General features: G+C 53.7%; 17 protein-coding genes. 11 read left to right on the top strand and 6 right to left on the bottom strand.

Going from position 1 to position 20527, the window contains the following annotated elements:
• Positions 1-8: 8 nt before the first annotated feature.
• The 3 genes from ACT3TJ_RS10700 to ACT3TJ_RS10690 are packed head-to-tail and all read right to left on the bottom strand — an operon-like array spanning position 9 to position 3045.
• Positions 9-1016 carry an ArsA family ATPase gene (locus tag ACT3TJ_RS10700; RefSeq protein ID WP_444665732.1) on the bottom strand — a complete coding sequence of 336 codons (1008 nt, stop codon included), beginning with the start codon at positions 1014-1016 and terminating at the stop codon, positions 9-11.
• Between the two features lie 33 nt (positions 1017-1049).
• Complete coding sequence (locus ACT3TJ_RS10695; protein ID WP_192526501.1) at positions 1050-1352, bottom strand: cory-CC-star protein; 303 nt, start codon at positions 1350-1352, stop codon at positions 1050-1052.
• Positions 1353-1368: 16 nt separating this feature from the next.
• Complete coding sequence (locus tag ACT3TJ_RS10690) at positions 1369-3045, bottom strand: carbon starvation CstA family protein (RefSeq protein ID WP_444665730.1); 1677 nt, start codon at positions 3043-3045, stop codon at positions 1369-1371.
• 267 nt (positions 3046-3312) lie between these two features.
• Between ACT3TJ_RS10690 and ACT3TJ_RS10685 the strand changes: the two genes are divergently transcribed.
• From ACT3TJ_RS10685 to ACT3TJ_RS10670, 4 genes are read left to right on the top strand one after another with little or no spacing between them, the layout of a single operon-like run.
• Positions 3313-3687: a response regulator transcription factor gene (locus tag ACT3TJ_RS10685; RefSeq protein WP_444665728.1), complete on the top strand. Its 375-nt coding sequence runs from the start codon at positions 3313-3315 to the stop codon at positions 3685-3687.
• A complete protein-coding gene (locus tag ACT3TJ_RS10680; RefSeq protein WP_444639688.1) occupies positions 3684-5741 on the top strand; it encodes an exonuclease domain-containing protein in 2058 nt (685 codons plus the stop codon). The genes ACT3TJ_RS10685 and ACT3TJ_RS10680 overlap by 4 nt, the downstream gene beginning before the upstream one ends.
• The gene (locus tag ACT3TJ_RS10675) at positions 5738-5941 is read left to right on the top strand and encodes a hypothetical protein (RefSeq protein WP_172116526.1); all 204 of its coding nucleotides are present in this window, start codon (positions 5738-5740) and stop codon (positions 5939-5941) included. Before ACT3TJ_RS10680 ends, ACT3TJ_RS10675 begins: the two co-directional genes overlap by 4 nt.
• Before the next feature lie 2 nt (positions 5942-5943).
• Positions 5944-8691: an ATP-binding protein gene (locus ACT3TJ_RS10670; protein WP_444665726.1), complete on the top strand. Its 2748-nt coding sequence runs from the start codon at positions 5944-5946 to the stop codon at positions 8689-8691.
• Here ACT3TJ_RS10670 and ACT3TJ_RS10665 read toward each other — a convergent pair.
• The gene (locus ACT3TJ_RS10665) at positions 8688-9050 is read right to left on the bottom strand and encodes an HlyU family transcriptional regulator (RefSeq protein ID WP_193054353.1); all 363 of its coding nucleotides are present in this window, start codon (positions 9048-9050) and stop codon (positions 8688-8690) included. The two genes, ACT3TJ_RS10670 and ACT3TJ_RS10665, sit on opposite strands and share 4 nt — an antisense overlap.
• Before the next feature lie 57 nt (positions 9051-9107).
• On the bottom strand, positions 9108-10328 hold the full coding sequence (locus tag ACT3TJ_RS10660; RefSeq protein ID WP_444622015.1) for an argininosuccinate synthase: 1221 nt from the start codon (positions 10326-10328) through the stop codon (positions 9108-9110).
• A gap of 238 nt (positions 10329-10566) precedes the next feature.
• On the opposite strand from ACT3TJ_RS10660, the gene rnt reads away from it, so the two are divergent.
• Both rnt and ACT3TJ_RS10650 read left to right on the top strand, forming a co-directional pair.
• Entirely contained in the window at positions 10567-11235 is a 669-nt protein-coding gene (gene rnt, locus ACT3TJ_RS10655) for a ribonuclease T (RefSeq protein ID WP_193054355.1), read from the top strand.
• Between the two features lie 128 nt (positions 11236-11363).
• Positions 11364-12623, top strand: coding sequence for a 6-phosphofructokinase (locus ACT3TJ_RS10650; protein WP_087105555.1), 1260 nt, complete (start codon positions 11364-11366; stop codon positions 12621-12623).
• An 82-nt stretch (positions 12624-12705) separates the two neighbouring features.
• Here ACT3TJ_RS10650 and ACT3TJ_RS10645 read toward each other — a convergent pair whose 3' ends face one another.
• Complete coding sequence (locus ACT3TJ_RS10645) at positions 12706-14424, bottom strand: bifunctional protein-serine/threonine kinase/phosphatase (protein ID WP_193054357.1); 1719 nt, start codon at positions 14422-14424, stop codon at positions 12706-12708.
• Between the two features lie 281 nt (positions 14425-14705).
• Here ACT3TJ_RS10645 and ppa point away from each other — a divergent pair, with 281 nt between their 5' ends.
• From ppa to prmA, 5 genes are all read left to right on the top strand, one after another.
• Entirely contained in the window at positions 14706-15236 is a 531-nt protein-coding gene (gene ppa, locus ACT3TJ_RS10640; RefSeq protein WP_087105558.1) for an inorganic diphosphatase, read from the top strand.
• Positions 15237-15423: 187 nt separating this feature from the next.
• Positions 15424-17304: a protein-disulfide reductase DsbD gene (gene dsbD / locus ACT3TJ_RS10635; protein WP_444622016.1), complete on the top strand. Its 1881-nt coding sequence runs from the start codon at positions 15424-15426 to the stop codon at positions 17302-17304.
• Between the two features lie 334 nt (positions 17305-17638).
• Entirely contained in the window at positions 17639-18106 is a 468-nt protein-coding gene (gene accB / locus ACT3TJ_RS10630; RefSeq protein WP_172116519.1) for an acetyl-CoA carboxylase biotin carboxyl carrier protein, read from the top strand.
• A 30-nt stretch (positions 18107-18136) separates the two neighbouring features.
• Entirely contained in the window at positions 18137-19477 is a 1341-nt protein-coding gene (accC, locus tag ACT3TJ_RS10625; protein WP_172116518.1) for an acetyl-CoA carboxylase biotin carboxylase subunit, read from the top strand.
• A gap of 104 nt (positions 19478-19581) precedes the next feature.
• Positions 19582-20493 (top strand): 50S ribosomal protein L11 methyltransferase, encoded by a 912-nt coding sequence (gene prmA / locus ACT3TJ_RS10620; protein WP_444622017.1) that lies wholly within the window; start codon positions 19582-19584, stop codon positions 20491-20493.
• Positions 20494-20527: the final 34 nt, after the last annotated feature.

Genomic DNA, 20527 nt, shown 5'->3' with positions numbered 1-20527 from the left:
ACTCGCTATTAAAAACCCTGGTGCTCCAGCTTATCAGCCAGCGATTCTAACACGTCGATCCCTTGTACATCGGTCGCTAACCACGGTAGCGTGGGTCGAGGAAGATGCTTGAACAGCGTATCAATGCGTTCGAGATAGGTGGCCTCCTGCGCGCGTCGTGCCTGCAAAAAGGCACCGTCCGCTTCTTTAGGTATCACCCGGTTAACCAGTACGCCCGCCACGTTAATATTAACCTCTTCCAAGGCGCTGACGGCTCGCTGTGTCTCAAGGATAGGCAGTCGCTCCGGCGTCATGACGAATAAAAAGCTGCACGCCTTGGCATCCTCTATACGACGCCGTGCCTGGTGAAACAGCCGCCGACGGTTGATTAGCGTTTCCGCCACCTCGCGGGTACGCTCATCCAGACCGGAAAGCGCATCTTCTGTGGGGTTATCAAAGGGAGTAGCCACATCCTGCCCACGTGATGGAGTGAGATGCTTAAGCACACCGCTCAATTCAGACGATTTGCGATTATGTGCCAGCAGTCCATCCGTCCAGGCCGCCATGGCTTCGGGCAGGGTTAAAAGGCGCAGCGTATGTCCAGTGGGCGCCGTATCGATAATCACCAAGTCATAAGGCGCATCGTCATCCAGAATCAGCCGCGCCAGCCGCTCAAGCAGGGCAGCTTCCTGAGTGCCAGGGGATTGACGCGTCAGGCGCATTTGCCGCTCTAGCTCCTGCATCATTTCAGGTGCGGCGAAGCGGCGCATTTGCTGGGTAACTCTATTTAAATGCGCCTCAACCTCACTATCAGGATCAATCTCCATGGCATCCAGATTAGGCAGCAAGCGACGCGGCGTATCGCCTAACGTTTGATCAAACACATCGCCCAGGCTATGGGCGGGGTCAGTTGAAACCACCAGCACGCGCTTGTTGCGTCTGGCCGCAAGAATTGCCAAAGAGGCCGCGACGGTTGTTTTACCCACGCCGCCTTTACCGCCTACCCACAGCAGGCGGCGGTTGAGAACTGATTGCATAGGTTACACCTGTCCATGGGCTTATTTAGGGGGCTAGCAACAGCGAAAATGGTCCAGCGGCGAATGCTCCATGCCCATTCGCGTATGCCAGTCATGAAAACGTTCAAGCAGCAGCGGCTGCAATTCCAGTGTGTAATAGGCGGCGGGGTTGGGTACACCCATCATTTCTGAAAAAACCAGCAGCATGAACAGGTCATCTTCATCACGGCGCGCCCGCGCAATCGCCCCACGATAGCGCGCGCTATAGACCTCTTCGGTAAAAAAGCGGGCCTGGCCTAGCCAGGCCCGCAACGTATCGCGCTTGGATAACAGCTTTTTAGTCGAGTCATCGCGCATTAGATGCCCTCTTTATTTAGTCACCTTGGGCTGCCATTTCGGCACGCGAGCGTTTAAGCGCCGCGGCACACTCCATCGCGACGAGAATGGCCGCCATCAGCACCACAATATCCATCACCAGCAGGAACATGTTGCCTTGGTCCCAGAAAGTGCGAAGCTGAATGAGTAATGCCAATATGGTCATTACCAGCAAAAAGCACAGGGGCGCCAGGGTGTACCACATGGGCCGCCGCAGACGTACCAGCATGACGGTAATAATCAGCAGCGTTAACCCGGCAAGCAGCTGGTTGGTGGTGCCAAAAAGCGGCCAGATAATCAAACCGCCAGAACCATCCGCACCACCTGCCCCGAATGCCAACAACAGGCAGGTTCCCACCGCCAGCCCTGTCGCAAGTGCCGGTTTTTTCATCCACGGCTGGTTATAAATATCACCCCACTCCTGGAAAATATAACGCTGCAAGCGTAAGCCAGTATCCATGGTGGTACCTGCAAAAAGCGCGGCCATGACCGTAAGCAGCGTCGCGGCAGTAGCCTCAGGCAGCCCAATACCGTTATGAATAATAAATGCGCCCCCTTCCACAAAGGCGTTAACGCCGCCCTGGCCAAAGGCGCTGTACATGGCCTGCCAATCGCCAAATGTCGCAAACCCTGCCGTCGCGGCCAAAATAGCCGCTAGTGCTAGCATCCCCTCGCCTACCGCCCCAAAGTAGCCCACGAACCGCGCATCGGTTTCTTTATTAAGCTGTTTGGACGTTGTACCTGAAGATACCAGCCCGTGGAAACCCGATATTGCCCCACAGGCAATCGTTACAAAAAGCAGCGGAATCATCGAAGGCGTGCCGGCAGGTACATTGTTGTTAAAGGCAGGCGCGACCAGCGTTGGGTTAAGCAGCACCAGCGCTCCATAAAGAATCAGCAGACCGATAAATAGCTGTAAACCATTGATATAGTCTCGTGGCTGCAGCAGCATCCATACGGGCAATAGCGAAGCAATGGCTGCATAGCCAAACAAAATCACAATCCAGATAGCGTTACCCGACAGTCCAGCGACTTCAGCAGGCATTTGAACAGGCACCATCGGGCCAATACCAATCAGCGCATAAAGAGCGATGACGCCTAATACTGATACCACAGCTAGGCTCAGTATCCGCCGGTAGATCAGTTGGCCAATGATCAGTGCCACAAAAATCGCCCCCCAAACCGGTACCACTGCACTAGGAAAGTTCATCATTAATCCGGCAATCACCACAGCAAACACGGCATTAACCATAAGCAGCACAAGGAAAATAACGATCATAAAAATGCTGCGTGCCCGTTTGCCGACTACATCGCCCGTTAAGGCGCCTACCGATTTGGCCTTATTGCGTACGCTGGCCCATATAGCGCCAAAATCGTGTACACCGGCAAAAAAGATGGTGCCGAACACCACCCATAAAAAAGCAGGTGCCCAGCCCCATATCACCGCAATGGCAGGGCCTACTATGGGTGCCGCTCCCGCTACTGAGGTAAAGTGATGCCCCCAGAGCACAAAACGGTTGGTCGGCACATAGTCGATGCCATCCTCAAATTCATGGGCAGGGGTTTTGAAATCGGGGTCTAACTGATAGATCTTTTGAGCAATAAATTTAGAATACAACACGTATCCTAACGCCATTGCCCCAAGTCCGATTAACAGCAAGATAACAGCACTCATATGCGCGGCTCCTTTGGCAAGATTGTTCTTTATTATTAAAACCAAGGCACGTATAGGTTAGGTGTTTCTGTTTATATGTTGGTACGGCTTCTTGATTACGTCTATGTCTAAATCTCTTGAACACCGATTATTCACCCTAAAGTTGTAAACTGGTACCCGCACTCGCTTTCTATTCGGCCAAGGTCGTCTTGGCCTGCCTTGCATCGCTACCTACACTCGTAGTGAGTGAGATAAACGTTTTTAAACAACAACCAGTCGGTGGGCTCCATGACAAAAGTGCTAGTGGTCGATGATGAACCGAACATCGTCCTATCGATTGAATTTTTAATGGAGCAGGCAGGGTTTGATGTCATCAGCGCGCTGGATGGCGAACAAGCCCTTGAGTGTGTGGCGGCCAACGAACCAGATGTTGTGTTACTGGATATTAGCCTTCCCGGGATTAGCGGGTTTGATGTATTGGAAGCACTACGCAGCCATACCGTTACGGCACAGCTGCCGGTGATTATGCTCACCGCCCATGGCCGTGAAGCGGAGCGTGAAAAGGGCTTTGCGCTGGGCGCTAACGCCTATATTACCAAGCCATTTTCAACACAGGCGCTGGTTGAGAAAGTGCAAACCCTGCTGGGTGAGGAAACCTCATGACACCAAAGGCACTGCCTAAACGGCAGCGTTTGGTGGGTGCCTGGCTACTGCTTAGCGGCTTGAGCCTCTTGGGAGGGGCTTTATTTGCTGCTTGGCTGGAAAGCCAGTTGAACGTGCGTGGTGGCTACCGGCTTATCCTCTGGGCAGGTTGCTTTTCAGGCGGCATCACACTTTTCTTAGTGGGCTTGCTGCTTGAACGTCTGCTTTTTACGCCGCTACGCAGTCTGCAAGCACAGCTTGCCCGACTGGCCGCCAACCCTGATACCGAAGACACCTGGCCCCCGCAAGGCTGGCTGAAGGGCCTAGCACCTGATCTACGCCGTGTGCAAGAGAGCTGGCACTCGGACCGTCATTCATTGCATAAGGCCCGTGCCGAGGGCGCCCAAAGCGCAACCCGTATTCGTAAAGCGCTTGAGGCGCTGCTACAGGTGCTGGAAACGCCGCTTCTGCTTTACGATAAGCACCGCCGTTTAATGCTGTTCAACCAAGCGGCTGAGCGCTTTTTTGTGAATACGCAAGGCCTGGGCTTGGGTAAGCGTCTGGAAGCCCTATTGCCGCTTGCAAGTTTGCAACAACTCCTTGAGCAACTGCCCGCTAATGGCACTCCGCGTGAGCTTTTGGTGCCGTGTGATCAGCGCTGGTTAAAAGTCATTATCCGTCGGGTGCCTGAAAGCCAAGGTGAAACACTGATAACCTGCAGCGATGCCACGGCGGCCTGGGCCAGTGAACGGGGTGAGCGGGCCGATCTTGCACGTATGCTCACACCTCTGCGCCAACATACTGCAAGCCTGGTAACCGCGACGGATGCACTCAGCCAACTGCGTCAATCAGCGCATGAAAGTGGCTCGCTTGCTCAGCGGCTGGAGCAAGTAGTGCGTGAAGAGAGTAGCGCCCTAGGTGAAACAGTCGCCAACGTCAGTGAACTTGTTGAAGCCATGCAGCAACAGGGTGAGCGGCTTACCTCAATATGGTCCAATGACTTTTGGCAGATGCTGGATGATTATCTGGACCCTGCCCACCGCCTGATCACCCCCATTGGAATGCCAGTCTGGTTTAAAGGCGATGCCCCTGCATTGATGGCTCTTTTTGGATCGCTGGTTAAACACCTGAGTGATTACATCACAGGTAGTGTATTTGAAGGCGAAGTGTCGCTTAGCCCTAAACACACCTACCTCGACCTTGTATGGAAGGGCAAACCGATACCCGAGAGCGAGCTTACCAAGTGGCTGATGCACCCCCTGAACACGCTCCCCTTGAGCCCAAGTGCGGCGGATGTATTGCGCCAGCACGCAAGCGATGCCTGGAGCACGCAAGACACCGACGGCCAGCACGCACGCTTGCGGCTACCACTTCTTGGCGTGGCGCAAAATGCGGCTCCGCGCTCTGCGCCACCTCGGCCAGAATTTCATGATTTTGGTATCGCAGACTTGCCCTCTCCCGATACCACGCTCGCTAATTGCGCTCTGCGTAGCCTGGAACTGGTGATTTTTGATACCGAAACAACCGGGCTTGAGCTGCGCAGAGGCGATACGGTGATTAGCCTCGGCGCCTGTCGTATTGTGAATGGGCGCTTATTAGCCAGCGATGTGTTTGATCACTACGTTAATCCACACAAGCCGATTCCTGCCGCCAGTACCGCGATTCATGGCATCACAGATAGCGACGTTAACGAAGCCCCGCGCCTGGAACAGGTGCTACCACACTTTCGTGATTATATTGGAGAAGCTGTCCTGCTCGCCCATAACGCTTCGTTTGATATGCTCGCGATCAGTCAGAAAGGTGTGCTATTCGACATGCCCGTACTGGATACGTTATTAATCTCCCGTGCGCTTGATGAAGGGCTCGATGGCCATGACCTGGACAGCCTGGTAAAGCGGTATGGTTTGACACTGCCACCCGGCCTTCGCCATACGGCGCTGGGCGATGCTCGCGTAACTGGCGAGCTCTGGCTTGCACTATTGCCACGTTTGGAAGCACGCGGAATTACCACACTTGAGCAGCTACTCGCCTTACAAGCCAGTGCGTTTGATAAAGAGGATGCCAGCGCCTCATGATGCCTTCAAATTCACGCTACCGAGAACGCTTGCTTGGACTAGTCACCCTGGCACTGATGCTTTTCTGTCCGCCACTGCTTCTAGTGATTGATCGCCTGCCCTCGGTAGGTATCGGTTGGCTACCCCTTTATCTTTTCTGCAGTTGGGCGTTCATCATTGGCCTGAGCGCGTGGCTGATGGAACCTACTAAAAGGCGATAATCATGCGAACGGATGCGCTGATACTAAGTGCGGTGTTCGGCTATTTAGGCCTGCTTTTTCTAGTAGCGGCCTGGGGCGACCGCCGGGCGGTGCAAGGCCGTTCGATTATTAACTCTCCAACGGTGTATGCACTTTCTATTGCCGTTTACTGTACGGCATGGACGTTCTACGGCAGTGTCGGGCGCGCGGCGCAGTTTGGCCCAAGTTTTTTACTTATCTATTTAGGGCCAACGCTTGCGATGATGCTATCGCCTTTTATCATCCGCAAAATGGTGCGCATTGCTGCACGCCAACGGCTCACCTCCATTGCTGACTTTATTAGCGCCCGCTATGGCAAAAGTGCCAGTCTTGGCGCGCTGGTGGCGCTCATATCGCTGATTACCATTACGCCGTATATAGCCCTACAGCTAAAGGCCATTACGGTGAGCCATGCGGTACTCATTAGCTACCCACAAAGCGCTGAGTCGATTCTCTATAACGAGCGTTTCTGGATGGACCGCTCCTTGTGGGTTGCTTTGGTACTGGCCGTTTTTATTATTTTATTCGGCACACGCCACCTAGATGCCAGCGAGCGTCATGAAGGCATGGTAGCGGCTATTGCGCTGGAGTCTATTGTCAAACTGGTGGCTTTTCTAGCGGTGGGGATTTTTGTTGTCTTTATCCTGTTTGAGGGGCCAGGTTCGCTGTTTACTCAGGTCGCCCAAACGCCTGCTTTAAGCCAATTAATGCACCTGGAAAGCGTTCCAGGTGGAGCAACCGGCTGGGTAGGCATGTTGGTCCTTGCCTTTCTGGCGTTCCTAACCCTACCACGTCAGTTCCAGGTGCTGGTGGTTGAAAATATCGATGAGCGCCATCTTGCCAGGGCCAGTTGGCTATTCCCCCTGTATTTACTCCTGATCAACCTATTTGTGATCCCTATTGCCCTGGCCGGTTTACTGCTCGATGCGGGAGACCCAGACAGCTTTGTGCTGACCCTGCCGCTTTCTGCGGGGCTTGAAGGGCTTCCCCTGCTGGTCTTTATTGGCGGGCTTTCTGCGGCAACGGGCATGGTCATTGTTGAAACCATTGCGCTCTCCACTATGGTCAGCAACCAACTGATCATGCCGCTCTTGCTACGTTTCAAGGCGCTGCATACAGACAGTAAAGGCGGGCTTGCCCGGTGGCTTTTAAGAATACGCCGGGTCGCCATCGTACTTATCTTGCTACTCGGCTATCTCTACCACGCGCTCATCGGCGACTCCTACAGTTTAGTTACCATCGGCCTGGTATCTTTCGTCGGCGCGGCACAGTTCGCACCGGCCCTGCTAATTGGCCTTTATTGGCGTGGCGCCACCCGGCTGGGGGCAGTGTATGGCTTAATCGGTGGATTCTTCATGTGGAGTTACACCCTGCTCTTGCCTGGGTTTGCTCAGTCCGGATGGCTGGATAGCGCACTACTCACCGAAGGCCCTTGGGGTATTGGCTGGCTGACGCCCTATGCGCTTTTTGGGTTGGAAGGATGGGATATTTATACGCACTCCCTTCTCTGGAGCATGTTTGTCAACGCAGGTCTGTTAGTGAGCATTTCACTGTTTACGCGCTCCACCCCGCTTGAACAAACCCAGGCCGCCCTGTTTACCGAGGCGCTGCACCCCAACCTGCCCACCACTTCGCTTCAACGTGGCCAAACAACGCAAGGTGCTCTGCATGAGCTATTGGTGCGCTACTTAGGGCTTAAAGCGGCGCAGCAGGTTTTTTCAACGCACACCCAAACCCTTAGCACATTGCAAAAAGACCAGCCTGCCGCTGATGAACTTATCATGCGCGCAGAACAGGCCTTGGCAGGCTCACTGGGTAATGCGTCAGCGCGCGTATTGATCAACTCGGTGGTTCGCGGTGAAGCACTCGATATTGAGTCATTGCTCAGCATGCTGGACATCACCACGCAAACGCTGGAGTACAACCGTCGTTTAAAACAAAAATCGGATGAGCTGACGCGAATCGGCAAGGATTTACAAAGCGCCAATGATCGACTCCGTGAACTGGACCGTTTAAAGGATGAGTTTGTAGCGATGGTGAGTCATGAGCTGCGCACCCCGCTCACCTCCATTCGCGCATTTGCAGAAATCCTGTCAGGTTCTCAGGCCGTTCCCGAGGAAAAGCGACAGCACTTTTTGCACGTCATGGTACTTGAGAGCCAACGCCTTTCACGGCTGATTGATGAAATTCTGGATCTTGCTCGCCTGGAGAGCGGCCGTATGACGTTTGATGCAAAAACGCTGGATCTAGCAGCGCTTACCGACCATAGCCTTGAAGCGATTGCGCGACTACAAGAGCAACGTAATGTCCACCTTGAAATCACTATTTTAGAACGACCCGCCAACGTTATTGGCGACCCGGACCGGCTGGAGCAAATTATTATCAATCTGCTGGATAACGCGAGCAAATTTGCCGACCCGGCAGACCCACACGTCTTGCTGCGCTTGTATAAACAGAATCAACACGTTTATTTATGCGTCGAAGATAATGGCGCAGGCATTGAGCCAAGCGTACGTGAACATGTATTCGAGAAATTCCACCAGCTACAGCCGGGCGATACATCCACCGGTGGTCGCCCTAAAGGCAGTGGTTTAGGCTTACCCATCAGCCGGGCAATTGCTGTTCACATGGGTGGCAGGCTTTGGGTAGAGGATGCCCAAATACTCAAGGGCGCCTGCTTTGTGTTGACACTACCAGAAGCAGAGCCTAACAAAGGCACGCCTGCGCCTTAGGCGCTTGGCGTTTGCTGGTTATCCGTCATTGTTGGCTCACTGCCCGCATGACGAGGGTCAGGCTTAAACATTTCATCGCCCACTTCATCAATAAAACGCTGTGCCTTGGTCACCATCATGGCATCGCAAGCATCGCGGCCAGGGAGCATATCGGAACGCTCAAAGCGAAGTTCACGCGGTTCACCATTGCTGTCAGCCTTGCTAATCCAACCGCTGACGCGGTATTGACCGCTCTGTTGATCGGGCTGAGAAACGATCGAATAGCCTTTGTATTCCACCGGTTCCGCGGCATTGGTGACCGCCTTAGTGGCCGACTTACTGCCGCCACCCAACAGTCCTGAAAAGAGCTTTTTAAACATACGGGCTCCTCGCGTTAGAAAAAAAGCGGCAGGAAAACCTGCCGCTTTTGATCGGAATTAGCTCTGCTGACGACCTTTGCCAGCGGCGATCCGTAAACGTAATGCATTCAGCTTGATAAAGCCTTCCGCGTCTTTCTGGTTGTAAGCACCGGCGTCATCTTCAAACGTTGCGATGGACTCGTCGAACAACGACTGCTCGGACTTACGTCCTACTACGGTGGCGTTACCTTTATAGAGCTTCATGCGCACAACGCCCGAGACGTTTGCCTGCGTCTCATCAATAGCGGCTTGCAGCATGCGGCGCTCGGGGCTCCACCAGTAGCCGTTGTAGATCACTTCTGCGTATTTCGGCATTAGCTGATCTTTGAGGTGGGCTTCTTCACGATCAAGTGTCAGCGATTCAATGGCACGGTGGGCGCGAAGCATGATGGTGCCGCCAGGTGTTTCGTAGCAGCCACGCGACTTCATGCCCACGTAACGGTTCTCTACGATATCCAGACGGCCAATGCCGTTATCACCACCTACTTTATTGAGCTTCTCAAGCACTTCGTGCGGCTTGTGCGCTTCGCCGTCGATGGCAACGATATCGCCTTTCTCGAACGTCAACTCAACATACGTAGGCTGATCCGGGGCGGCTTCAGGCGATACGCTCCAACGCCACATATCGTCCTCAGCTTCGGCCCACGGATCTTCCAAAATGCCGCCTTCGTAGGAGATATGCAGCAGGTTGGCGTCCATGGAGTACGGCGATTTCTTCTTCTTGCTGGAGAAATCGACCGGGATATTGTGCTCTTCGCAGTAAGCCATCAGCTTTTCACGAGACGTTAGATCCCACTCGCGCCACGGCGCAATCACTTTAACGCCAGGTTTCAGTGCGTAACCGCCCAGCTCAAAGCGCACCTGGTCGTTACCTTTACCGGTTGCACCGTGAGAGATAGCGTCGGCGCCGGTTTCATTGGCGATTTCGATCAACCGCTTGGCGATTAGCGGGCGTGCAATGGAGGTGCCCAGCAAATACTCGCCTTCATAAATGGTATTGGCACGGAACATGGGGAAGACATAGTCGCGTACAAACTCTTCGCGCAAATCTTCAATGTAAATTTCTTTAACACCCAGTGCCTGTGCCTTCGCGCGTGCCGGCTCGACTTCTTCGCCTTGACCGATGTCGGCAGTAAAGGTCACTACCTCGCAGTTGTAAGTTTCTTGCAACCACTTAACGATTACAGAGGTGTCCAGGCCGCCTGAATATGCCAGCACAACCTTTTTGACATCGGACATTCTTTGCTCCTTGTTTATAAAACCGTTTATAAAAACCACGTGTGTGAAACGACGCTCACCAGCGAATACGGCGCCTTTAAGCGCACAACGTATCAAAGTAAACGCCAAGTATAGCGTTCTCTATGGCTAGCGAATACCGTCAGCGACGCCTTATACAGAAAGCTGCTAGAATCACACCATCCAGGAGGCGGCTTACCGCCCATTTTTGACGATTACTCGCTGTACTAAGGAGAGCTGCATGAGCGAGGCAATTGCCCGCGAATTAATGGCCCAACGTTTTCGCAGTTATCTGCCGGTTGTCATTGATTTAGAAACGGGCGGCTTCAATGCCCACAGTGATGCCGTGCTTGAAATTGCAGCCGTCACGCTCACCATGGACCCGGAAGGAAACCTACTGCCTGATGCGACCTACGCTTATCACATTCAACCCTTTGAGGGGGCCAATGTTGAACAGTCAGCGCTGGACTTTACCGGTATCAATCTAGATGACCCACTACGCCGCCAGGTAGCGCTCAGCGAAACAGAAGCGCTGGGTGAAATTTTCCGCCCTATACGCAAATCTATAAAAGCCCACGGATGTTCGCGCGCCATTTTAGTCGGCCACAATGCGGCGTTTGATCAGGGGTTTCTTAACGCTGCTGCTAATCGCTGCAACGTTAAACGCAATCCGTTCCACCCTTTCTCAAGTTTTGACACCGCGACGCTGGCAGGCCTTGTTTACGGCCAAACCGTACTGGCCCGAGCCTGCCGTGCGGCCGGTATCGAATTTGACAATAAAGCAGCACACTCAGCACGCTACGATACCGAACGCACGGCGGAGTTATTCTGCGCCATGGTTAACCGTTATAAAGACCTGGGCGGATGGCGCCTGGCCCAACGAGAGCAGGACATGGACGACGGTGAATAACCCGTTGGCTGGATGCAGTGACGTGGGCTTTACGCTAAACTTCGCCACTTTACATGCACCGTTGATGAAGGCGTTCAACGCTTTCTGTGTGCTTTATTTTTTCGCTTTTCAAAAGATGAGACGTTTCAATGGCTCAGTATAATGCCTTTTACGCCCAGTCAGGCGGCGTTACCGCCGTTATTAACGCCAGCGCCTGCGGCGTTATCGAAGCATGCCGACAAGCTCCCGAACAAATTGGCAAGGTATACGCGGGCCATAACGGCATTATTGGCGCATTAACCGAAGACCTCATTGATGTTACTCAGGAAAGCGACGAAGCGATTGCCGCATTACGCTATACGCCCGGCGGTGCATTCGGTTCTTGCCGCTATAAGCTAAAAGATATCGATACCCATCGCACTCAGTACGAGCGTTTAATTGAGGTATTTAAGGCACATAACATCCGCTACTTCTTCTATAACGGTGGTGGCGACAGTGCCGACACTTGCCTGAAGATCTCTCAACTTTCAGAAAAGCTGGGCTATCCGCTAACCGCTATTCACGTGCCTAAAACCGTGGATAATGACCTGCCGATTACCGATAACAGCCCAGGTTTTGGTAGCGTTGCCAAATATATTGCCACCTCTACCCGTGAAGCCTCTCTCGATATCGCCTCCATGTGCGCAACATCTACCAAAGTCTTCGTGCTTGAAGTGATGGGGCGCCATGCTGGCTGGATTGCAGCGGCGGGCGGATTAGCCGGTGAAGGCGAAGGTGAACCGCCTCACTTGATTATTTTCCCCGAGATCGCCTTCAACCGTAAAGCCGTCATGGCGCGGGTTGAGGAAAGCGTGAAACAGAACGGCTACTGCGTCATCGTGGTATCAGAAGGCGCACGTTATGAAGACGGCACCTTCCTGGCCGATGCAGGCAATACCGATGCCTTTGGTCATCGCCAGTTGGGTGGTGTTGCGCCTACGCTTGCCGGCATGATCAAGCAAGACCTGGGCTACAAGTATCACTGGGCCGTCGCTGACTACTTACAGCGTGCAGCTCGCCACCTGGCCTCGAAAACAGACGTTGAACAAGCCTATGCGGTTGGCCGTGAAGCTGTGACGCTCGCGCTGGCAGGCAAGAACTCGATGATGCCCGCGATTCGCCGTATTTCTCAATCACCCTATCAGTGGGATGTTATTTCCGCGCCGTTGGCCCAGATTGCCAACCAGGAAAAGTTCATGCCGCGCGATTTTATCAGCGAAAGCGGCTTTGCGATTACCCAGGCATGCCGTGATTACCTCTCACCGTTGATTCAAGGCGAAGACTTCCCGCCCTTTGAGAACGGCTTGCCCAAAGTGGCTAAGCTGAAACTTGCTAAAGTGGACCAAAAACTCCCCACGTTTACGCTATAAGGCGCCACCCCTTTCGGGGTTGCCAACGGCGGTAACCAAAACGGGCGATGATTATCTCATCGCCCGTTTTTTAGCTAGCACATCACCTTAATAGCCACGAAAGTACCAATAGCAGCAGCAACACACCGGCGACGCCTTGCCAGAAATGACGACGTGGCTCCTGGCGAGTGTCCTCTTGAACAGGTAAACGGCCTAGCGGAACTCGCAGTGCATGCAGAAACTCTGACTGACGCCTAAAGCGCAGCGCACGCTGTGGGTCCAATGCACGCCGTAAGGCATCATCCAGCTCTTGGGTAATTTCCGGGTTATGAGTTCGCGAGCTGCGATAGCTAAGTTCTTCTAAATCCGTATGACTGCGCAACTTGTTCGGGGTAAGTTGGTAAGGTAGCTCTCCGGTTAACAGCCAGTAGACGGTTGAAGCGAGGGAGTACTGATCGCTGCGGCGGCCAATGCTATCTTCCAATGCATACTCAGGCGCGGTGTGTTCGTTAAAACCAATTTGGCGCAACAGCTCACCTGAATGCCGGTGACCATCCACCTCACGCATATGGCACGCGCTAAAATCGTTGAGCATCAACTTACCGTGGCTATCAATTAAAATATTATCCGGCGTAATCTGCTGATGAATAATGTCGCGGTGGTGCAGCGCCTGCACGGCCTTACCCAGCTGGTTTGCGATATCCAAGCGCTGGACAAGGCTGGCCTGAGGATGCCGCTCGGCCCACTGGCGCAACGTGTCCCCTTCAACATGCTGCATCAAGTAGTAAAGATAGCGGCGTGGTCTTGAGGGCTTTACGACCTTAGCGATAAAAGGCGAATTAACCCGCTCAACGATCCACTGCTGAAGCAGGAAATGCTCCAGATAGGCATTACGGAGCGATAGCTCAGGGCTTGGCGCCTTCATTGCCATTTCACGCTCGGTATGCACGTCTCTTACCCGATAGACACGAGACTGCGCATTACGCGACAGCACTTCTATTACTTCCAACCCATCAAGCCGCTCGCCTGGCGCAAGTTCAGGCGGAATCGGCAAATCACCGTAAATCAGCCCCGGGTCGTCCGGTGACTCTTCCGGCAACTCATCAATACGCACCAATTGAAAGCAAAATTGATCCCCTCCGTAGCCTCGCTCTTGAGCGCGCTGCTTAGCTTCACTGGCCAGGCGTTCGCAAGCCGCATCCAGGTCACTGGCATCCTGGCGAATCAAGCGTACGTAGTCAGAAGGCAACAGCGTACCGCGCACGCCACGCGTGGTGAACAGAAAAATATCGCCCTGTTTAAGGCCCAAATGGGTATAGTCGATGTCCACACTGCCATCCATTCCCAGCGCCCGGGACGGATAGTGGTAGCCGCCAATATCGGTCACATGGTCTCGCGTTAGCTGTTCAAACTCAGCGCCCCGTAAGCGAAATACCAGCGTGTCCCCCATATGAAACAGGTGCGCTTCGCACTTACGAAAGACAACCACCGACATTGAGGAAACAAAGCCACCCTCTTTTACATGCTGGCTTTGGCTGTAGCACCAGCTATTGAGTGCACGTAGCACGCGTGTTGCTGACGTTTTAGTGTCCCAATGGTCAGGTGTAGAAAAGTAATCCGCTAAAAAGCCACGCACACTTAAATCACCCGCCTGTTTGGCCAGCGTATTGCGTGACACAGAGTCGCTAATAACGGCGCAGCCCCCTTTGACCTTTAATAGCGGTGCATCAGGGAAACGCACCGACATGGAGCTGCGATGCAAACGTCGGTCAGGCGCAACAAACGCTTGACCATAACTGATCAGCAACTGGGCATGCCCCACTCATCCTCCTTGGCGAACCGCTCAACAGAATTTCATGACAGAATTTCATGACAAAACTTCATGGTCGCTATAATACACGCAACGGCTTTACTGCGATGCCCACCAAACGTCGCGACCACTGCGATAAAAGCAAATTACCGCTACCATTAAGCGATAGCGTCGGCGCTGCGCCCATGTTGCATTGGCAATCGCCCAGCCATCTTCGTATAATTCCCGACTATTCGTGCAACGCATCAATTGCTTAGCCACTGCAACACCCAAGAACTTCTAAGGACTCAACGATGAACTTCGATAACATCCCAGCCGGAAAGGATTTGCCGAACGATATTTACGTGGCGATCGAGATTCCTGCGAACCACTCGCCTATCAAATACGAAATTGATAAGGATATGGGCGCACTATTGGTTGATCGTTTTATGGCGACCCCAATGTTCTACCCCGCCAACTACGGCTTTATTCCCCATACGCTGGCTGATGATGGCGATGCACTCGACGCCTTAGTAGTAACACCGCACCCGGTAGCGCCTGGCAGCATTATTCGTGCGCGCCCCATCGGCATCCTGAACATGACCGATGAAGCAGGTGAAGATGCCAAGCTGGTATGCGTACCACACCCCAAACTCAGCACGCTTTATGATGACGTACAGGAAGTTACCGACCTACCCGAGCTTCTGCGTCAGCAAATCGCCCACTTCTTTGAAAACTACAAAGACCTTGAAAAAGGTAAGTGGGTAAAAGTTGAGTCCTGGGAAGGCGTTGAAGCAGCGCGTAAAGCTATTGAAAAATCAGCGGCCGCTTACCAAAAGGCGTAAGTGAACTAAACGCGCTGTTTTGTCTCTATTAAGAAGGCCGCCAATAGGCGGCCTTCTTATTACACCCACTAGCCATTTTTTTATCACTGCGCGCGGATCTTTCACAAGCGCTACCAAGCGCTCGTTCCATATTATGCGCCATGTTAATGCGGGTGCTTTTCAGCCATATCGCCGTTAAGGATGTATCGTGTTATCCGTCAAACGATTAGGTTTATTCTGGCTACTCTGCTGGCTACCATTATTCGCCCACGCACAATGGTTTTCATCCAGCAGCAACGATCAGTTTCTGCCCGTAATGGAGGCATTTCAGCCTACCGCTTGGCACGATGGCGAAACACTTTATATCGGCATTCAAAGTGCTGAAGGCTATTACCTTTACCGACATCAGTTTGACGTTAAAAGCCAAACGCCTTCTGTGGCACTGGGTAGCCCTGCTCTACCCGAAGGCACCTTTACCAATGACGAATTTATGGGCGATGTCTACACCTTTCGCGACATACTGATGTTTGAGACACCGCTTGAACACGTTTATTCAGGCCCCATCGACATTGAGCTTACCTTTCAAGGCTGCGCCGATGCCGGGCTTTGCTACCCACCTGAACAGGTACCGCTACAGGCCGCTGAGTCACAGCCGCCTGCTCAATATGCCCAATGGTTAGCCGAAAACAGCCCCTCATCAACAGGCGTTGCCGCGCCGGCCCAAGCGGCGAGCAGCGCCGAGCCGGAAAACCTCAACGCTTCTCGTCAAGCGCTGAACACACCGCAAAGTGCCGACAGCCGCTTTAGCGCCTTGCTAAGCGAGGCAAGCCTGCCACTGGCCTTGGGGCTTTTCTTTATTGCCGGGCTGGGTTTAACATTTACGCCCTGCGTTTTACCCATGATTCCCATTCTTTCCTCGATCATCGTTGGTCAGAACCCGACTAAACCGCGTGCGTTTGTTCTTTCAGCAAGCTACGTATTGGGCATGGCAACGACCTACGCCGTTGTCGGTGTCTTAATGGGGCTCTTTGGGGCAGGCCTAAACTTGCAGGCCCGCCTTCAGTCGGCGCCTGTATTAATAGCGTTTGGGTTACTTTTCACGCTGTTTGCGCTCGCCATGTTTGGCGCCTTCGAGTTACGTTTCTCGTCACGCATGACCCACCGCATCGAGGCATGGCAAGCTCGGGCGCAACGCAGTGGCCCGGGAGGGCTCGCCCTGGCAGGCGCGCTTTCGGTACTGGTGGTATCGCCCTGCGTTACCGCGCCGCTTGCCGGTGCATTGGTCTTTATTTCCTCTACCGGCGACGCTGCTATTGGGGGCGCGGTTCTTTTTGCGCTGGGTCTTGGCATGGGGTTGCCGCTGCTACTGGTCGGCACGCTGGGCGTTACCCTACTGCCACGAACAGGCGCCTGGATGAACGGCGTTAAAACCGGCTTTGGTTTATTGCTGCTGGGTGTGGCCATTTGGATGATTGAGCGTCTTGTACCCGGGCCTGTAGGACTCCTGCTCTGGGCAGCACTGGCGATAGGCAGCGCGCTGGCGCTGGGCGCGTTACGTCTGAACCCACCGTCAGGTTGGTCGCGTGCGCGACAAACGCTGGGATTGATGCTGCTTGCCTGGGGGGTTGCCCTCGTTTTGGGCGCAGCTCAGGGCAATAATAACCCGCTTCAACCGCTGCGCTTTTCCCATAGTGCTACAGCCACTCAAGAAACGGCGCTTGATTTTGTAACCGTGGATAGCCTGGATGAACTACGCTCAGCTCTTGCTCAGGCAGACAGTGCCCATCAACCCGCCTTTGTCCATTTCACCGCTGACTGGTGTATTTCATGCAAAGTGATGGAGCGTGAAGTTTATCCAGACCCACGTGTTATTGAGGCGCTGGAAGGCTTCACGCTAATTGCCGTCGATGTCACCGATACGACCCCTGAAAGTAGACAGCTACTTAACCAGTACCAGCTTTTTGGGCCGCCCAGCCTGCTGTTCTTTGATCAAGGTGCAGAAATACGCCCAGCGCGGATCCAAGGGGAGGTCACCGCCAACGCGCTTGCAGAGCATCTTTCATCCTTAAAACAGTGGCTATTAAGCTAAAAGCCTGAACTTTATTTGTACCCTGGGGGCAATTGTTGAGTACCGATAACAGCATGCTCTTCGCTAAACGGTAAAGATAGCCATCAAGGCATACCGCGTTTTATGCCTCGGCTCTGCACTGGACTAGCGCTGGACATGTTCCGCTTTTTTCGGCAAACTCCGCCTCCACATTAGTTAAATGCTCGATTTTTAAGCTGTTAGAGGGGTAACGTTCACCATCATGCTGCGTTCTCTTCTTTTCTTAACTCGGTTTACTGCGCGCTAAATATTGCGATACTTAAGCGTTATCACTAGCGTGTTAGGCAGCAACCTTCATCTATCTACGGGGCCCAATATGGATATTCGCAAAGTAAAAAAACTGATCGAACTGCTCGAAGAATCCAACATTAGCGAAATTGAAATTCAGGAGGGCGAAGAGTCAGTACGCATCAGCCGTCATCCTAACGGTGCTACCTGGCAGCCCCAGCCAATGCCCCAGTATTCCCAACCTTTTGCAGCGCCTGCACCGGCTCCCGCAGCACCTACAGCGCCCAGCGTTGACGCGGAGCCTGCCAGCGCAAGCTTCCGCGGTGAAGCCGTTAACTCTCCGATGGTGGGCACCTTCTACCGCAGCCCGGCACCGGGTGCAAAATCGTTTGTTGAAGTAGGCGACACCGTTAAGCAAGGCGACACGGTATGTATCGTTGAAGCGATGAAAATGATGAATCAGATTGAAGCTGATCGCGACGGCGTGGTTGAAGCCATCCTGGTGGAAGATGGTGAGCCGGTGGAATTTGATCAACCCATGATCGTCCTCGCTTAATCTTTCACATCAACACGGGTGGACTCTCCCATGCTGGACAAGGTACTTATCGCGAACCGCGGCGAGATAGCCCTACGTATTCTACGGGCATGTAAAGAGCTGGGCATCAAAACCGTCGCCGTACACTCCAAGGCTGACCGCGAGCTGATGCACGTACGCTTGGCGGATGAGGCAGTGTGCATTGGCCCGGCCTCTTCGGCCCAGTCGTACTTGAATATTCCCGCGCTGATTAGCGCTGCCGAAGTGACCGACTCAAGCGCCATTCATCCCGGCTATGGCTTTTTGTCTGAAAATGCCAATTTTGCCGAGCAGGTTGAGCGCTCCGGCTTTACCTTTATTGGTCCGCGCGCTGAAACCATTCGCTTAATGGGCGACAAAGTGAGCGCCATTGAAGCCATGAAGAAGGCGGGCGTGCCTACCGTACCTGGCTCTGATGGCCCCTTGGGCGATGATGAGGCCGCAAGCCTGGCGGCTGGCGTGCGTATAGGCTATCCCGTTATTATCAAGGCAGCAGCTGGTGGCGGTGGTCGTGGCATGCGGGTCGTGCATTCAGAAGACCAGTTACTGTCCGCCATTAGCATTACCCAAAACGAAGCCCAGGCAGCGTTTGGCGATGGCACGGTTTACATGGAAAAATTCCTTGAGAAACCGCGCCATGTGGAAGTACAAGTTCTGGCCGATGGTCAGGGCAATGCGATCCACCTCTATGACCGCGACTGCTCTTTGCAACGCCGCCATCAAAAAGTACTTGAAGAAGCGCCTGCCCCCGGCCTCGACCCGAAAGCACGTGCCGACGTACTGGAAGCGTGCCGCCAGGCCTGTATTGAAATTAACTACCGCGGCGCCGGTACGTTCGAGTTCCTGTACGAAGATGGCAAGTTCTTCTTTATCGAGATGAACACACGTGTTCAGGTTGAGCATCCGGTAACGGAAATGGTCACCGGCGTGGATATCGTCAAAGAACAGCTGCGTATTGCGTCAGGCTTGCCACTGTCGATTCGCCAGGAAGACGTTAAGCTTAACGGCCACGCGTTTGAATGTCGGATCAACGCGGAAGACTCACGCACGTTCATGCCATCACCAGGCAAAGTGACGCTGTATCACGCCCCTGGCGGCTTGGGCGTGCGCATGGATTCTCACCTGTATACAGGCTATACCGTTCCGCCACACTACGACTCACTGATTGGCAAGCTGATCACCTGGGGCGAGGATCGTGAGATCGCGTTAACGCGCATGCGTAATGCGCTGGATGAGCTGCTGGTCGAAGGTATCAAAACCAATATTGACCTACAGAAAGACCTGGTGCGCGATAGCCAATTCCGCCAGGGCGGTGTCAACATTCACTATCTAGAAAAGAAACTTGCCGGCTAAACGCTCCATGTGCCAAGCAAGCATTTCATAGTGTTGCCGAGTAATACCCAACGGGGTGGCCAAGCCCACCCCGTTATCGATTATGCCTACCGCGGAGACTCCCCATGCCTTGGCTGCAACTCAAAGCCCACGTAGCGCCTGAACAGGCTGAACTTCTGGAAGAGCTACTGCTTGAAGAGGGAGCTACCGCCATTGGGCTTCAGGATGCCCATGATGACCCCGTCTTTGAGCCAGAACGCGGCACCACGCCGCTTTGGCAGGACACCATTCTGACCGGCCTGTACGATGATTTGGAGGGCGTGGAAAGCATGCTGGCCCGCATCGAAAGCGCTTGGGCGCAACAAATGCCCGATGAATCCTGCCCCACCATTGAGTATGAGCTGCTGGCCGACCGCGACTGGGAACGCGAGTGGATGGATGACTTCAAACCGCTCCAGATGGGCCAGCGCTTATGGATTGTTCCTAGCTGGCATACACCGCCTGAAGCAGGCGCGGTCAATCTAATTTTAGACCCAGGTTTAGCCTTCGGCACCGGCACTCATCCTACTACCGCACTGTGCCTTGAATGGCTTGATCAGTTAGCGGTTGATGGCACACTTGGCGAAAAGAACGTGCTGGATATTGGCTGTGGCTCGGGCATTCTCGCCATTGCCGCGCTTAAGCTAGGTGCTCAGCACGCCGATGGCACGGATATTGACCCTCAGGCGCTGCAGGCTAGCCGCGATAACGCCGAACGCAATCATATTGCAGAGCAAAATCTCGCGCTCTATTATCCGGAGCAGTTAACAGGCGGCCCTTACCCGATTGTCACTGCGAATATTTTAGCCGGCCCCTTGGTGGAGTTGGCGCCAACGATTGCAGGACATGTCGCGCCGAAGGGGCTTCTTGCGCTGTCAGGTATTCTTGCCAACCAGGCCCAGGACGTGCTTAAGGCCTACGAAGCAGAAGGCATAATGATGGATGAACCGGTTATTCGTGAAGGCTGGGTGAGACTAACAGGCCATCGACCCGGTTAATCTTCAAAACAGCCTTCATTCCGCTTCCGAGTAG

The sequence above is a fragment of the Halomonas sp. AOP30-A1-24 genome (assembly GCF_052378165.1).
In the GTDB taxonomy this organism is placed as follows: domain Bacteria; phylum Pseudomonadota; class Gammaproteobacteria; order Pseudomonadales; family Halomonadaceae; genus Vreelandella; species Vreelandella citrativorans.
Note: the sequence above shows the minus strand (reverse complement) of the source record. Positions and strands in the feature narration are given on the sequence as shown.

Bases quoted from the DNA above. Each gene is read 5' to 3' on its own strand.
- prmA (WP_444622017.1), top strand. From the start codon at position 19,582: ATGCCTTGGCTGCAACTCAAAGCCCACGTAGCGCCTGAACAGGCTGAA.
- accB (WP_172116519.1), top strand. From the start codon at position 17,639: ATGGATATTCGCAAAGTAAAAAAACTGATCGAACTGCTCGAAGAATCC.
- ACT3TJ_RS10695 (WP_192526501.1), bottom strand. From the start codon at position 1,352: ATGCGCGATGACTCGACTAAAAAGCTGTTATCCAAGCGCGATACGTTG.
- ACT3TJ_RS10680 (WP_444639688.1), top strand. From the start codon at position 3,684: ATGACACCAAAGGCACTGCCTAAACGGCAGCGTTTGGTGGGTGCCTGG.
- ACT3TJ_RS10685 (WP_444665728.1), top strand. From the start codon at position 3,313: ATGACAAAAGTGCTAGTGGTCGATGATGAACCGAACATCGTCCTATCG.
- rnt (WP_193054355.1), top strand. From the start codon at position 10,567: ATGAGCGAGGCAATTGCCCGCGAATTAATGGCCCAACGTTTTCGCAGT.
- ACT3TJ_RS10700 (WP_444665732.1), bottom strand. From the start codon at position 1,016: ATGCAATCAGTTCTCAACCGCCGCCTGCTGTGGGTAGGCGGTAAAGGC.
- accC (WP_172116518.1), top strand. From the start codon at position 18,137: ATGCTGGACAAGGTACTTATCGCGAACCGCGGCGAGATAGCCCTACGT.
- ACT3TJ_RS10660 (WP_444622015.1), bottom strand. From the start codon at position 10,328: ATGTCCGATGTCAAAAAGGTTGTGCTGGCATATTCAGGCGGCCTGGAC.
- ACT3TJ_RS10670 (WP_444665726.1), top strand. From the start codon at position 5,944: ATGCGAACGGATGCGCTGATACTAAGTGCGGTGTTCGGCTATTTAGGC.
- ppa (WP_087105558.1), top strand. From the start codon at position 14,706: ATGAACTTCGATAACATCCCAGCCGGAAAGGATTTGCCGAACGATATT.
- ACT3TJ_RS10665 (WP_193054353.1), bottom strand. From the start codon at position 9,050: ATGTTTAAAAAGCTCTTTTCAGGACTGTTGGGTGGCGGCAGTAAGTCG.
- ACT3TJ_RS10675 (WP_172116526.1), top strand. From the start codon at position 5,738: ATGATGCCTTCAAATTCACGCTACCGAGAACGCTTGCTTGGACTAGTC.
- ACT3TJ_RS10650 (WP_087105555.1), top strand. From the start codon at position 11,364: ATGGCTCAGTATAATGCCTTTTACGCCCAGTCAGGCGGCGTTACCGCC.
- ACT3TJ_RS10690 (WP_444665730.1), bottom strand. From the start codon at position 3,045: ATGAGTGCTGTTATCTTGCTGTTAATCGGACTTGGGGCAATGGCGTTA.